Origin of the sequence: Agrobacterium vaccinii, assembly GCF_021310995.1 — a bacterium.
GTDB classification, from domain to species: Bacteria; Pseudomonadota; Alphaproteobacteria; order Rhizobiales; family Rhizobiaceae; genus Agrobacterium; species Agrobacterium vaccinii.
Map to the genome: position 1 here is coordinate 239980 of NZ_CP054150.1, position 12897 is coordinate 252876.

Consider the following 12897-nt stretch of genomic DNA (forward strand, 5'->3'; position numbering starts at 1 on the left):
TTTTTGGTTTTAAGACTTTGCCAGTTTGAACTGCACGACGTCTATTCGGTCGGTTCTAAAGCCTGCTGCGCAGTAATGCAGGTAATATTGCCACATGCGGCGGAAGCGCTCGTCAAAACCCATGGGTTCGATGCGGTGCCAGTTCGCCAGAAACGCACGGTCCCACAGCATCAGGGTGCGGTCGTAATCCTTGCCGAACCGCAGCATGTCGGGCACCGCAAAGCCTTTCGCGGCGGCTGCTTTCTGGAACGCGGTGATGGTTGGCAGCATGCCGCCGGGAAAGATGTAGGTCTGGATGAAGTCGGCGTTGCGGCGATATTCATCGAAACGGCTCTCATCGATGGTGATCACCTGCACCATGGCCTCACCCTTGTCGGCCAGAAGGTCGCGCAGGCGCTGGAAATAGGTCGGCCAGTTTTCTTCACCCACCGCTTCGAACATTTCGATGGAGACGATCTTCGAGAATTGGCCCTGGCAATCGCGGTAATCTTCCAGCCGGATATCCGCACGGTGGGCGAGCCCCGCCTTTGCGAGGCGCTTCGTCGCAAAATCGGCCTGTTCGGTCGAAAGCGTAAGACCAGTCACACGGCATCCCGTCTTGGCGATTGCATATTCGGCAAAGCCACCCCAGCCGCAACCGACTTCCAGCACATGGTCGTCGGGGCCGATGTTCAACTGCTCGACGATGCGGTCGTACTTTGCATTCTGCGCGTCGGCGAGGCTCTGGCTCGGCTTTTCGAACAGCGCCGATGAGTAGGTCATCGTCTCGTCCAGCCAGGCCGAATAGAACCGGTTACCGAGATCGTAATGGAAGGCGATGTTGCGGCGGCTGCCGGACTTGGAGTTGCGGCGCAGGCGGTGGCGCAGATAGGCGAAGGCGGAGACCAGACGCGCGGGCTCCGACACGGACATCCAGTTCTGCTCATTGGCAATGGCCACTTCCAGAAGCGTGGCGATATCGGGCGTATCCCAATCGCCATCTATGTAGGACTGCGCAAAACCAAGGCTGCCGCCCATCAACAACCGGCGAACGACACGACCTTTGTTGAGCGAAACGACACCGTGCGGGCCGGGCTGCTGTCCACTAACGACATATTCATAGCCGCCGGGAAACAGCACGGTCAGGCGCCCATGGGTGATGTTTTTCAGGCGGCGACAAATCATCCGCTGCCAGAGAGGTGCTTGTTCCATGAGAAAGGGGCTGGTCTCCTGTTCAGCGTGGCTCATCTTTCATTCCTCCTGATGGTGCGCCCGCAACAGCGCTCTTTCCCTTGATGGAACTGGCAATGCGGTTGCGTGCAGCCTTGTGTCGATAAATCGGATTGCCTTTTGCCCAAAGCAGCAGCGCTTCCCAGTGGATCGCGCCCATGATCTTCAGGGTCATCAACGGATAGGTTAAAAGTGCGCTCAACAAAGCCCTGTCATCAAGGGTGCGGCGCTTGCCGGAAAAGGAAGCAAACAGCAGATCGCCATCGCGATCCTGCTCGTTGATGGCAACCAGAACCGCCTCATCCGGCGGCTGGATGCGGAAATCATAGCTGCATTCCATCGGCACGAAGGGCGAAACATACATTTCCTTGGCGCAGGAATGTCGCACCGTTCCGGGCTGATCGGCATCCGTGGGAATGACATAGGTGTGGCGTTCGTGAAAGGTGTTGCGCACTTCGTAGAGAATGGCCACCAGCCGCTCATCCTGCCGGTCGTAACAGAAATAGACCGTCAGCGGATTGAACACATACCCGAAAATCCGCGGGTAACACAGCATGTCCACCCGCAATGCCTCGGGCGCAAGTGCGATGTCCGCATCGGCCAGATGCTGCGCGACCCATTCCTTCAAGCGACCCGTCTCGCCAACGCCGTGGTCTTTGTCGTGGAAGCTGAAGACGGCTCCGCTGTTATAACCGAACAGCCGCAGGCCCTTGTCCAGAACGTTGAGTTCATCGAGGTCCAAAAGCATGGAAAACACGCGGTAGCGCATTTTGTGGGCATGCGGGCGGTGGCGCGCATGCACGACGTGTCCGGCATAAATGGCGGAACGGAAGCTCATTGCGCCAGCACCTTTTCCGGGGTGAGGAGGATGCGCCCCGACTCGTTTTCGACCGTCCAAGGGCGCTTGACGCCACCCAGCGCCTCGGCAACGGCGAGGCCCGATTGCAGCCCGTCCTCGTGGAAACCGCTGCCGAAATGCGCGCCGCAGAACCAGGTGTTGCGACGGCCCTGCAGGCTCCACAGCAGCTTCTGTGCCTCCAGCGCCTTGGTGTCGAACAGCGGATGCGCGTAATCGAATGTGCGGATCAGCTTGGCAGGATCGATCGGACGCGACGGGTTCAGCGTCACGAATAAAGGCGTTGCGTCGTCAATATTCTGCAGGCGATTCATCCAGTAGGTCACGCACAGCTGTTCGGTACCGAGCGAGCCCGGCTCGCTCAGATAATTCCAGCTGGACCAGACATTGCGACGTTTCGGCATGAGGTTGATGTCGGAATGAAGAACGGCAGTGTTGCGCGTATACTCAAAGGCACCCAGCACCGCGCGCTCATCGCTATCGGCATCGCCCAGCAGCGCCAGTGCTTGGTCAGAATGGGTGGCAATGACGACATCATCGAAGGCGGACATCAGGCCGGAGCGGTCGAGAAGTTTCACGCCATCCCCATCACGCCGTATCGCTGCGATCTGGCTGTTGACGACGACGGTGCCCTTGAACTGCGCCTTGATGCGCGAAACATATTCGCGACTGCCGCCCTTTACCGTGCGCCACTGCGGACGATCTGCCAGTTGCACGAGGCCATGATTGACGAAGAAGCGTATGAAGGCCTGAAGCGGGTAGGCACGCATGTCGGAAGCCGTGGTCGACCAGATGGCCGCGCCCATCGGCAGCAGATGATCGTCTATGAAGCTTTGCGAATAATTGTTCTGGTCGAGATAGTCACCGAGGCTGACGCCTTCCAGCGAGCCATCGTTCAGTAGATTAGGCGCTGTCTTATAAAAGCGCATCACATCGCGCACCATCCGCCAGAAACGCGGGCGCAACAGGTTGGACCTCTGCCCGAACAGGCCTGAAATGTTGGACCCCGAATATTCCAGCCTGCCGCCGGAAATCGATGCCGCAAAAGACATGTCGGAGGCGGTGGTTTCCACGCCCAGATGCTTGAAGATGGCGACGAGGTTAGGATAATTCCGCTCGTTATAGACGATGAAACCGGTATCGACGGCAATCGTGTCTTTGCCCGGCAGATCGACCGAGACGGTATTGGCGTGGCCACCCAGACGGTTATCCGCCTCGAACAGCGTCACGTCGGCGCTCTGATCCAGCAACCATGCGGCGGAAAGGCCCGAAATGCCCGAACCGATCACGGCAATCCGTTTTCTCTGAGATCGGTTGCTGGTGCCTGTCTGAAAGTCCATGACGTTCGGTTCCGCATTTGTCTTATCAGCATTTACGGGGCAGGTCGCCGACTGGATTGCTTGCGGCATAATTTTTATTGTCGGTGATCCGATTTCAGCACCGTGGCGTAATCGGATTCATGACAATAAACGTTTCCATAACGGGCCCTGCGTGCCAGTATATGAGCCGCCCTCGGAACAATCCGGTGGTTGGCAAGTCGCATGGAAGCGGAGTGAAGCCGATCCGCATGAGCAATACCGTCAAGGACGACATCGAAAATCAATGTCCGGCGCTGATCAAGGCCGTGGCTGGCGAGCGCAGCGTCGAAGCGTTCGAAGTGCTGTTCCGCTATTACGGACCGCGCGTGCGGATTTATATGTTACGGCAAGTGCGCGATGCACAGGCCGCTGAGGAGCTGATGCAGGAAACAATGATGACGGTCTGGAACAAGGCCGCTCTTTTCGATCCGGCCCGCGGCAACGTCTCGGCCTGGATATTCAGAATAGCTCGAAATCTGAGGATCGATGCGCACCGCAAGGACAAGCGCCCGGAATTCGATATCAACGACCCGGCCTTTGTGAAAGACGATGCGCCCGCCGCCGATACGCAGATGGAAGAGGTACAGGATGCCGAACGTCTGCACCGGGCGCTGGCGCAACTGCCGCAGGAACAGCTCGATCTGTTGAAACGCTCTTTTTTCGATGAGGCCTCCCACAGCACTATCGCACAGCAACTTGGTCTGCCCATCGGCACGGTCAAGTCTCGCATCCGTCTTGCCTTTGCCAAGCTTCGCACCGCGCTGGAGTCACGCTCATGAGGGTAAATCACAAGGTTAGCGACGAATTGCTGCTGGATTACGCATCGGGAAGTCTCGGCGAAAGCTGGAGCCTTGCGGTATCGACGCATCTCGCCCTGTGTCCCGAAAGCCGCCAGCGGCTGGAAGCACTTGAGATGACCGGCGGCGCGCTGCTCAGCGATATCACACCCGTCGATGAAGTGTCCGAAGATCAGTGGCAGAAGATACGCAAGCTCCTGAAGGCGGATGCAACAACTGTGTCGTCCCCGCCCGCAGCTCAGACACATGACGGCGCCGTGCTGCCGGAACCGCTGCGGTCCTATGCAGGTGGCGATGTGGATGCGCTGAAATGGAAGCAACTTGGCCCCGGCGCCTACCACTTCCCCATTCGCACGCGTGATGGCGAGGCCAATGTTCGCCTGCTGCGCATCCCGGCGGGAAAGCCGGTGCCTGAACATACCCATGGCGGGCGTGAACTCACGGTCGTGCTCTCGGGCTATTTCAAGGATGGAAACGATGTCTTCCGCCGTGGCGATTTCGAAGAGGCCGACGAGGATCTGACGCACCAGCCAATTGCGGGCGAAGGCGAAGACTGTATCTGTCTTGCCGTCACCGACGCGCCGTTGAAGTTCAAGAGTTGGCTGGTTCGGTTGGTTCAGCCGGTTCTGGGAATATAATTAGGAAGTCAGGCGGGTCGCAGGAGAAAAAATCGCGTGACCCGCAATGACCTCATTCCCGCGCCCGTCAATCCAGCCAGCCCAAGTCCTTAGGTTGAGGATAGTCTTTTTGCCGTGCAGACGCGTTTTAGCCACAAGTACAGGAATAAGCGCAGTAGCGCTGCTCTGGAATTCGCCAGCCCATTAAGGAAACAAAAGCATGCAGCTTCTCGTCGCCTATATCGGCACGGCCATCGTCTTTTTTGGACTGGATTTCATCTGGTTGTCGAAGGCATCCGGCTTTTACAAGCGCGAGATCGGCCCGCTTCTGCTACCAAAACCCAATTTCGCTGCCGCTGGCATCTTCTACCTCTTTTATATCGCCGGCATCGTCTATTTCGCCGTTCTCCCTGCATTGAATGGCGGCGGATGGAGCACGGCGCTCACCTCCGGCGCGATCCTCGGCTGCTTTGCCTATGGCACCTATGATATGACCAATCTTTCCACTTTGAAGGGCTGGTCATGGCGCATTTGTGTGGCTGATATTCTTTGGGGAACCTTCCTGACCGGCCTCGCCGCTGTCGGCGGTTTCTGGCTTGTTCAGGCCGTGGCGTAATCGGTTTCCACGATCTTCCGCCATTTGCTGTAGTAATCCAAGACGCCTTGAAGCGCTTCAACGGCGTGATAGGATTGTCGCGGCGCATTCCTGATCGCAAGCAGCGCAGCCCCGAGCGCCGTGCCAGACGGGCTGTTGCTATCGGTCACCAGGACATCCGATCCGGTTACTGCTGTCAGCGCCTGCGTGTAAATGCCATTGCTCCCGAACGGACCTTCCACGATGGTCGTTTGTGCATTGCCAACCAGCGCAAGACAAGAGGCCGTCATCATCGCCGCATAGAGACTTGCTGCGACATAGCGCTCCGCTTCGCCTCTTGGTTCGTTCAGCCAGTGGCCCTTGCCACCGGGATAGGGCCCAGAACCTTCCGCCGCATTAGGCAGATAGAGAATGTCATCTGCCAGAACGGCCTCCAGTGCCGCGCCACACTCAGCCTCGCTCGGCGGGGTAAGACCCACCGTCAGCATCTCGAATTCCCGCCCACCCATGAAACGCGCCGAAGGCACTGGCTTGCCGAACGCATCGACATTGACCAGCGTATCGCGCGCCGAGTCAAGCGTTTCCAATGGCGCGCCGACGCCAAAGCAGATGACCCATGTCCCGGTCGACACGACCGAAAACGGACCTTTGCGCACCATCAGATGCGGCAGCAGCGATGCATTGGAATCGTGAAGGCCGCAATAGACCGGCATCTCGCCATCGATGCCGATCCTCGCCGCTATATCAGGTAACACCGTTCCCAACACATCGAAAGCAGAACGCACCAGCGCGAGCAGATTGGCGATGCCCAAGCGATCCGGCAGGCTCGAAAATGTTGATTTGCCCGGCTGCCAGAGATCCGTGTGGCAGCCCAGCGATGTCGCCTCATTGGCCTTCACGCCGGTCAGCCGGTAGGCCCAATATTGCGGGTAGGTCAGGATATCAGTGACTTCGGTGAAGGCGTCGGGAAAGGCCGTCTTCTGGTAGTGCAGTTGCGCCCCGACATTCAGCCCCATGGGAAGCGCCGGTGAGAAGGTTTCCTCAAAGGGCGGGCGCAGACCGGCATAAGCTCTTTGAATGTCGTCGGGGTAGCTGTGTTCGTAATCCAGAACCGGCAGCGCCAAATCGCCCTTACTATTCAGTAGAGCGACACTCGCCCCATGGGTGGTGATGGATATCGCCTGATATCCGGGCTGCTCGTGAAAAGCCGCCAGTCCCTCGATGATGAAACTCCACAGCGTCTCGATATCGTAATGCGGGTAGGGCGGGGCGCTCAGAACCCTGTTGGCGATCTTGCGCGACGCAATTTCCTCGCCGCTCTCGCCATCGACCACGATCAGCTTGGCGTGCGTCTTGCCGATATCGATGACGGCGACATTCTTGATGGTCATGGCAGGTGAAACAACGTCACGAGGTCGGTCGCAACAGGGGAATTATCCTGATGGCTGTCCATGATGTCGGCCATATGCGCCCACCAGCGTTTCATCACCGGATGGTCGGGTAGCGATGCCATGCCGTGGTTCGCAGGACGGGTCAAAACGCCAAACAGGATGTTAGTTTCCGGGTCGAGATGAATGGAATAATCGCTGACGCCTGCCTCGTGCAGAAGCGTGACCAGTTCCGGCCAGATCTCGTCATGGCGTTTCCGGTACTCCGCTTCCATGCCGGGAAAGAGCTTCATCTTGAAGGCGTGTTTTTCGAGTTCTGACATGGTCTACCTCATGGCCCGCAGACGGCGCACGACGATGGGAATGGCGATGGTGATGATGAGGAGAAGCCCGACGAAGATGGACATGACGATGCCGGGCACGTTCAAGAGACCAAGCCCGAAGGTGACGAGGCCCGTGACGAAGGCTGCAATGACCACCCCGCCGATGGTGCCGGAACCGCCCAGAATGGAAACGCCACCCAGCACCACCATCGTCACCACTTCCAGCTCCCAGCCTTGCGCGATGGAGGGGCGGGTGGAGCCGAGGCGGGAGGTAAGGCAGACGGCAGCGATGCCGCTCATAAGGCCCGTCAGCAGGAACAGGATGAACTTCACCCGTTCCACCGGAATGCCGGAAAAGCGCGCGGCAAAGGAGTTGGTACCGATGACGAAGACCTGACGCCCGAAATTGGTGGCATGCAGCAGAATGGCGAAGAGGACGGCCATGACGACGAACAGCACGAATTCAAAGGAGATAACCCAGAACACGTAACCCTGTCCGAAATAGGCAAAGCTTTCCGGGTATTTGCCGAAGGCCTGATCGCCCAGCACCAGATAGGAAATGCCACGAAACAGGCTCATCGTGCCGATGGTGACGACGATGGAGGGCAGCCGCAAACCCGCCACCAGAAAGCCGTTGAAAGCACCGCAGGCGAGGCCGGTGCCGATGCCGAGCGCCACAAGGCCCGGCGTGCCCACACCCATCTGCACCGCATAACCCATGACGGTGGAGGCGAGCGCGATGATGGCGGCGACCGAAAGATCGATTTCACCGGCGATGATCAAAAGCGCCATGGCGAAGGCGATCAGCGCCTTTTCGGTAAAGTTGAAGGTGGCGTCCGAGAGGTTATAGGCATCGAGAAAGTAAGGCGATGCGAAGGAATTGACGACGAAGATCAGGATCGCCACGCCCAGAAGCAGCACTTCCCAACTGGCCATGATGCGCTTGAACGGCGTACCGAGCTTGTCTGGAATGACGCGCGGCGTTGCGGTGTCGGGTGCTATCACGCTCATGCCGAAGCCTCCTTGGTGATTTCGGTCCTGGCCCTGTCGCGCAGAATGATGCGGCCCTTTTTGGCTTCGGCGCGGGCGTTGAACACCACGGCAAGCACGATGACGACGCCTGAAATTGCCATCTGCGCAAAGGGCGAAATGCCGATGACGGGCAGCGCATTCTTGATGACACCGAGAAACAGAGCCCCCAGCACCGCACCGGCAACCGAGCCGATGCCACCCGCAATCGAAATGCCGCCGATGACGTTTGCGGCGACGCTATCCAGTTCGAAACCGGATGCGATATCGACATAGGCCACGGCGTAGCGCGACACCCAGAGGTAGCTCGCCAACCCCGCCAAAGCACCCGAAAGTACAAAGGCCAGAAAGCGCGTGCGGCCGACATCGATGCCCGCATAGACCGCAGCGCCCGGATTGCCGCCCGAGGCATAGGCGGAACGCCCGAAGGAGGTGCGGGTTAGGACTAGCCATGCGCCCGCAATGATGAGGACGGCGACCCAGGATAGAACAGGCATTCCAAAAATCGGCGTGCGTGGAATATTCAGGAACGTCGGCGACATCTGGTGTGCGTTGATCCATGCGCCACCGGAGAGAACAAAGGCCATGCCACGATAGATGGTCAGCGTTCCCAGTGTGACCACGATGGAAGGCAGGCCCAGCCACCAGACAAGAATGCCGTTGATCGAGCCAAGAAGTGCGCCGATGACAACCGCCATGGCAATGAGGAAGGGCAGGGGTATCGAGGGAAAAGCGGCATTGGTCATCGCCACGGCCATGCCGGTAAAGGCAAGGTTGGCGGCAACAGAGAGATCGATGGATTTCGTCAGGATCACCGCCATCTGGCCCAGCGCCAGAATGATGAGGATCGACGTGTCATTGAAGATATTGACGAGATTGGCCGGGCGCTCGAAACCGGGGGAACGCATGGAGAAGCCCGCGATCAAGGTGATGATGATGCCTGCCAGCAGCCATTCGCGATTTTTCAATAGTCTTTTCATGGCGTTGGTCCTCTCACGCGTTTCCTGTGGCAGCGCGCACCAGCTTTTCGGCGGAAAAATCTGGTCGTTCGAACACGCCCGCCATCAGACCTTCGCGCATGACGATGGCGCGGTCCGACATGCCCAGAATTTCCGGCAGTTCGGATGAAATCATGATGATCGACAGTCCCTCGGCGGCAAGCTCGCTGATGAAGCCGTGGACTGCGGCCTTGGAGCCGATATCGATGCCCTTGGTCGGCTCGTCCAGAATGATGACCTTGGGCTGGGTGGCCAGCCACTTGCCGATGACCACCTTCTGCTGGTTGCCGCCCGAGAGCGTACCGACTGGCACCGACAGGGCGGCGGCGCGCAGATCCAGACGCGAGGCATATTTGCGGGCGAGCGCAAATTCATTGGCAGCGGCCAGAAACCCCTTGCGGGATGTGCGCGCCAGCGATGGCAGCGACATGTTCTGATAGATCGGCAGTTCGAGCGCCAGCCCGTGCCGCCCGCGCTCTTCCGGCACATAGACGATGCCAGCATGAATCGCGTCTTGCGGGCTGCGAATGGAAATCTGCTGACCATCCAGCGTCAAGGTGCCGGATGCAGGGCGGGTGATGCCGAACAGCGACTGGCAAAGCTCCGAACGCCCGGCACCAATCAGGCCGTAAAGCCCGAGAATCTCGCCCTTGCGCAGATCGAAGGAAATGTCGCGAAACTCGGTATCGTGGCAATAGCTTTTGACAGAGAGCGTCGTGGTGCCGATGTTGACGGCCTGCTTGGGAAAGGCATCCTTCACATCGCGTCCCACCATCAGCCTGACGATTTCGTCCTGTGGTGTCTGCTTGAGGTCACCCGAACCGACCATCTTGCCATCACGGAACACGGCATAGCTTTCGGCGATCTCATAGACCTCATCGAATTTGTGGCTGATGAACAGGATGGCTTTGCCCTGTCGTTTCAGGTTCTCGACAATGCGGAACAGATCGTCGATTTCCTTGCGCGAAAGGGCGGCTGTCGGCTCGTCCATGATGACGATGCGGGCTTCGACAGACAGTGCACGGGCAATCGCTACCAGATGGCGCTGCGCGATGGAGAGGTCTTTCAACCGGATGGTCGGATCGATCTTGCTTTCCAGCCGCTCCAGCAAAGCGCGGGATTTGTCGTTGATTGTTTTCCAGTCGATCAGCCCGAAGCGCCCCTTCGGCGCGTGGCCGAGAAAGATGTTTTCACCCACCGAAAGCTCGTCAAACAGCACGGTTTCCTGATGGATGGCAGTCACGCCGGCATCGATGGCATCCTGCGCGCTGTGGAATGTGACGGGCTGACCATCCAGCAGGATTTCGCCCTCATTGGGGCGGTAAATACCGGTGAGGATTTTGACGAGCGTGGATTTTCCAGCACCGTTTTCACCGATGAGGGCCGTGACCTTGCCGGGGTAGAGGCGGACGTTGACGGCATCCAAGGCTTTGACGCCGGGGAATATCTGGCTGATGCCGCGCATTTCGAGAATGGGCGCTGAACTTCCCATTGCTTGTGCGTGTGGCGCTGTCGCGTCGGTGATTTTCTCTACAGCCATTGTCATTGTCAGAATTCCGAACGCTCGTTGTTGAGCAGGGGCGCCCCACACCCTCGACGTCATCCTCGGGCTTGTCCCGAGGATCTAACCACGTTCGATGTCGGGGTTCGTTAGATCCTCGGGACAAGCCCGAGGATGACGTCGAGGATGTGGATGCGACTTGAGATCCCCGGCAGCGATCACCGACCAATGCCGCCGGGAGAACCGTCAAAAGATCAGAAAATCTTCGAGAACTGATCGATATTGGACGAGTTGTAGACGAAGGGATCGGCCATCGCGGCTTCGCTGTTCTCGCCGACCTTGATCTTGCCCATGCGTCCGGCTGCGATTTCCGAACCGGCCTTGCCGTCTGCTTCGCCCTTGACGAGGCGGTAGGCGATCTGGGTGGCGGAATAGCCGAGGTCAATGGGGTTCCAGATGGCGAATTCCTTTGTCGCGCCGGACTTGATGGCACCGGCCATTTCGGATGGAAGGCCGAGGCCGGTGACGAAGACCTGGCCGATCTTGCCGGCATCCTTCACCGCCTGCGATGCCGCCAGCACGCCGACCGTGGTGGGGGCGACGATGACCTTCACATTGGGCTGCGAGGTGAGAAGGCCCTGGGCTTCGCGGTAGCTCTTGTCGGCAAGGTCGTCACCGTAAACTGTCGTGACGAGGTTAAGGCCGGGGAAGTCCTTCAGTTGCTTCTTCATCTCTTCGATCCAGATGTTCTGGTTCGTGGATGTCGTGGTGGCAGAGAGGATTGCGAAATCGCCCTTGCCGCCTTCCAGATGGTCTGCCGCCAGTTGCAGGCACATCTTGCCGATCAGCGCGTTGGAAGATGGGTTGAGCTGGAGAATGCGGCCTGCCGGTGCAACACCGCTATCCCAGGAGATAACCTTGATGCCACGCTGTGCCGCCTTCTTGAGGGCTGGAACGACCGCGTCCGGATCGTTGGCGGAAATGGCGATGGCATCCACGCCCTGCGCGATCAGCGAATTGATGACCTCGATCTGCCCTTCGGCTGTTGTCGTGGTTGGGCCGGTATAGATGATTTCGACCCCGCCCAGTTCCTTGGCCGCTTCCTGCGCGCCCTTGTTGGCGGCTTCGAAGAAGCCGTTGCCGAGCGATTTCACGACAAGCGCGATCTTGATGTCTTCGGCCTGCGCCATGCCGCCAAAACCGGCAACGCCGATGGCAACGCTGAGTGCCAGGGCCTGGCTTAATCTTCTGCGTGACAGTTTCATGTTGGTTCTCCTCCCGATTGAACTTCATTCTCCGCTGCGGTGCTCCTCAAGCAACCGAAGCGGAATCCTCCTCGTCTGGCGGTCGCGTCTGCGCCGCCGCTGCCGGTCCGGCCACGATCAACGTCACGCCCGCCGCCTCCACCATCCGTGCTGCCTCGTCTGAAATGCCCTCATCGGTAATGATGGTGGACACGTTTTCCAGCGGGCAAAGGATAAGGCTTGAGCGTTTGCGGAACTTGGAGGAGTCGATCATCACGATCAGCTCTTCCGCCTGCCGCATCAATTTCTGTTCGCTCTGAATGACGAGCGCATCCGACTCCATGATGCCAAGCGCGCCGACACCCTGTGCGCCTATGAAGATCCTGCGCGCATAAAAATTGCGGATCGCGTCGTTTTCAAAGGGCGACAATATCAGGCTCTGGTCGCGGTAGATCGCGCCGCCGGGAACGCTGACATTGCACTTGGAATGCTTGACCAGATGTTCGGCAATGGCGAAGGAATTGGTCATGACCTGCAAACGGCGGGCCAACATGTAATGCACCATCTGGAATGTCGTGGTGCCACCATTGATGATAATGGCGTCGCCTTCCTCACAGAGATCCACCGCTTTGCGTGCAATTGATCGCTTCTTGTCGATATTGACCGATTCCGACACGCGAAACGGTCGTGCCGCGAGATTGCCGAGCTGTGGTGGATGCACTGCTTCTGCCCCGCCGCGTACCCGCCGCAGCTTTCCCTGAACATGCAAGGAAGCGATATCGCGCCGGATCGTCGCTTCGGAAGCGTCCGTCAATTCGGCAATATCCTGCACCGTCACCACAGGCTTTTCCTGTATGGCGCTCAAGATGATGCGATGGCGTTCGCTTTCGTGCATGGGTCCTCCTAATGGTCAGTTATTCGTAAAGTTCTGATGTTGTCAATCAAGTTCGATCAAAATAAACAATGGTGCGATGCAGCATGA

Annotated in this window: 13 protein-coding genes; 3 read left to right on the top strand and 10 right to left on the bottom strand. The window is 58.5% G+C overall.

Translation table 11 applies throughout. The features are described 5' to 3' along the window. Nucleotides 1-9: 9 nt before the first annotated feature. The 3 genes from HRR99_RS01205 to HRR99_RS01215 are packed head-to-tail and all read right to left on the bottom strand — an operon-like array spanning nt 10 to nt 3405. On the bottom strand, nt 10-1191 hold the full coding sequence (locus HRR99_RS01205; RefSeq protein WP_233122474.1) for an SAM-dependent methyltransferase: 1182 nt from the start codon (nt 1189-1191) through the stop codon (nt 10-12). A gap of 22 nt (nt 1192-1213) precedes the next feature. Then, nucleotides 1214-2047 (bottom strand): DUF1365 domain-containing protein, encoded by an 834-nt coding sequence (locus HRR99_RS01210; protein ID WP_233122475.1) that lies wholly within the window; start codon nt 2045-2047, stop codon nt 1214-1216. Continuing rightward, on the bottom strand, nt 2044-3405 hold the full coding sequence (locus tag HRR99_RS01215) for an NAD(P)/FAD-dependent oxidoreductase (protein ID WP_233122476.1): 1362 nt from the start codon (nt 3403-3405) through the stop codon (nt 2044-2046). The genes HRR99_RS01210 and HRR99_RS01215 overlap by 4 nt, the downstream gene beginning before the upstream one ends. Before the next feature lie 227 nt (nt 3406-3632). Here HRR99_RS01215 and HRR99_RS01220 point away from each other — a divergent pair, with 227 nt between their 5' ends. The 3 genes from HRR99_RS01220 (at nt 3633) to HRR99_RS01230 (ending at nt 5453) form a co-directional block, all read left to right on the top strand. Beyond that, a complete protein-coding gene (locus HRR99_RS01220; RefSeq protein WP_111840209.1) occupies nt 3633-4202 on the top strand; it encodes a sigma-70 family RNA polymerase sigma factor in 570 nt (189 codons plus the stop codon). After that, nucleotides 4199-4858, top strand: a complete 660-nt coding sequence (locus HRR99_RS01225; protein WP_233122477.1) for a ChrR family anti-sigma-E factor — start codon at nt 4199-4201, stop codon at nt 4856-4858. The genes HRR99_RS01220 and HRR99_RS01225 overlap by 4 nt, the downstream gene beginning before the upstream one ends. A gap of 199 nt (nt 4859-5057) precedes the next feature. Then, nucleotides 5058-5453, top strand: coding sequence for a DUF2177 family protein (locus HRR99_RS01230; RefSeq protein WP_233122478.1), 396 nt, complete (start codon nt 5058-5060; stop codon nt 5451-5453). Here HRR99_RS01230 and HRR99_RS01235 read toward each other — a convergent pair. The 7 genes from HRR99_RS01235 to HRR99_RS01265 form a co-directional block, all read right to left on the bottom strand. Next, nucleotides 5438-6823 (bottom strand): FGGY-family carbohydrate kinase, encoded by a 1386-nt coding sequence (locus tag HRR99_RS01235; RefSeq protein ID WP_233122479.1) that lies wholly within the window; start codon nt 6821-6823, stop codon nt 5438-5440. The two genes, HRR99_RS01230 and HRR99_RS01235, sit on opposite strands and share 16 nt — an antisense overlap. Then, nucleotides 6820-7143, bottom strand: coding sequence for an L-rhamnose mutarotase (gene rhaM / locus HRR99_RS01240; protein WP_233122480.1), 324 nt, complete (start codon nt 7141-7143; stop codon nt 6820-6822). The genes HRR99_RS01235 and rhaM overlap by 4 nt, the downstream gene beginning before the upstream one ends. A 3-nt stretch (nt 7144-7146) precedes the next feature. Then, complete coding sequence (locus HRR99_RS01245; RefSeq protein WP_233122481.1) at nt 7147-8154, bottom strand: ABC transporter permease; 1008 nt, start codon at nt 8152-8154, stop codon at nt 7147-7149. Then, nucleotides 8151-9152: an ABC transporter permease gene (locus HRR99_RS01250; RefSeq protein ID WP_233122482.1), complete on the bottom strand. Its 1002-nt coding sequence runs from the start codon at nt 9150-9152 to the stop codon at nt 8151-8153. Before HRR99_RS01250 ends, HRR99_RS01245 begins: the two co-directional genes overlap by 4 nt. 13 nt (nt 9153-9165) lie before the next feature. Further along, complete coding sequence (locus tag HRR99_RS01255; protein WP_233123538.1) at nt 9166-10662, bottom strand: sugar ABC transporter ATP-binding protein; 1497 nt, start codon at nt 10660-10662, stop codon at nt 9166-9168. A gap of 263 nt (nt 10663-10925) precedes the next feature. After that, entirely contained in the window at nt 10926-11936 is a 1011-nt protein-coding gene (gene rhaS, locus HRR99_RS01260) for a rhamnose ABC transporter substrate-binding protein (RefSeq protein WP_233122483.1), read from the bottom strand. 46 nt (nt 11937-11982) lie between these two features. Beyond that, the gene (locus tag HRR99_RS01265; RefSeq protein ID WP_233122484.1) at nt 11983-12810 is read right to left on the bottom strand and encodes a DeoR/GlpR family DNA-binding transcription regulator; all 828 of its coding nucleotides are present in this window, start codon (nt 12808-12810) and stop codon (nt 11983-11985) included. Between the last annotated feature and the right edge of the window lie 87 nt (nt 12811-12897).

Bases quoted from the DNA above. Each gene is read 5' to 3' on its own strand.
- HRR99_RS01205 (WP_233122474.1), bottom strand. From the start codon at position 1,191: ATGGAACAAGCACCTCTCTGGCAGCGGATGATTTGTCGCCGCCTGAAA.
- HRR99_RS01210 (WP_233122475.1), bottom strand. From the start codon at position 2,047: ATGAGCTTCCGTTCCGCCATTTATGCCGGACACGTCGTGCATGCGCGC.
- HRR99_RS01215 (WP_233122476.1), bottom strand. From the start codon at position 3,405: ATGGACTTTCAGACAGGCACCAGCAACCGATCTCAGAGAAAACGGATT.
- HRR99_RS01220 (WP_111840209.1), top strand. From the start codon at position 3,633: ATGAGCAATACCGTCAAGGACGACATCGAAAATCAATGTCCGGCGCTG.
- HRR99_RS01225 (WP_233122477.1), top strand. From the start codon at position 4,199: ATGAGGGTAAATCACAAGGTTAGCGACGAATTGCTGCTGGATTACGCA.
- HRR99_RS01230 (WP_233122478.1), top strand. From the start codon at position 5,058: ATGCAGCTTCTCGTCGCCTATATCGGCACGGCCATCGTCTTTTTTGGA.
- HRR99_RS01235 (WP_233122479.1), bottom strand. From the start codon at position 6,823: ATGACCATCAAGAATGTCGCCGTCATCGATATCGGCAAGACGCACGCC.
- rhaM (WP_233122480.1), bottom strand. From the start codon at position 7,143: ATGTCAGAACTCGAAAAACACGCCTTCAAGATGAAGCTCTTTCCCGGC.
- HRR99_RS01245 (WP_233122481.1), bottom strand. From the start codon at position 8,154: ATGAGCGTGATAGCACCCGACACCGCAACGCCGCGCGTCATTCCAGAC.
- HRR99_RS01250 (WP_233122482.1), bottom strand. From the start codon at position 9,152: ATGAAAAGACTATTGAAAAATCGCGAATGGCTGCTGGCAGGCATCATC.
- HRR99_RS01255 (WP_233123538.1), bottom strand. From the start codon at position 10,662: ATGGGAAGTTCAGCGCCCATTCTCGAAATGCGCGGCATCAGCCAGATA.
- rhaS (WP_233122483.1), bottom strand. From the start codon at position 11,936: ATGAAACTGTCACGCAGAAGATTAAGCCAGGCCCTGGCACTCAGCGTT.
- HRR99_RS01265 (WP_233122484.1), bottom strand. From the start codon at position 12,810: ATGCACGAAAGCGAACGCCATCGCATCATCTTGAGCGCCATACAGGAA.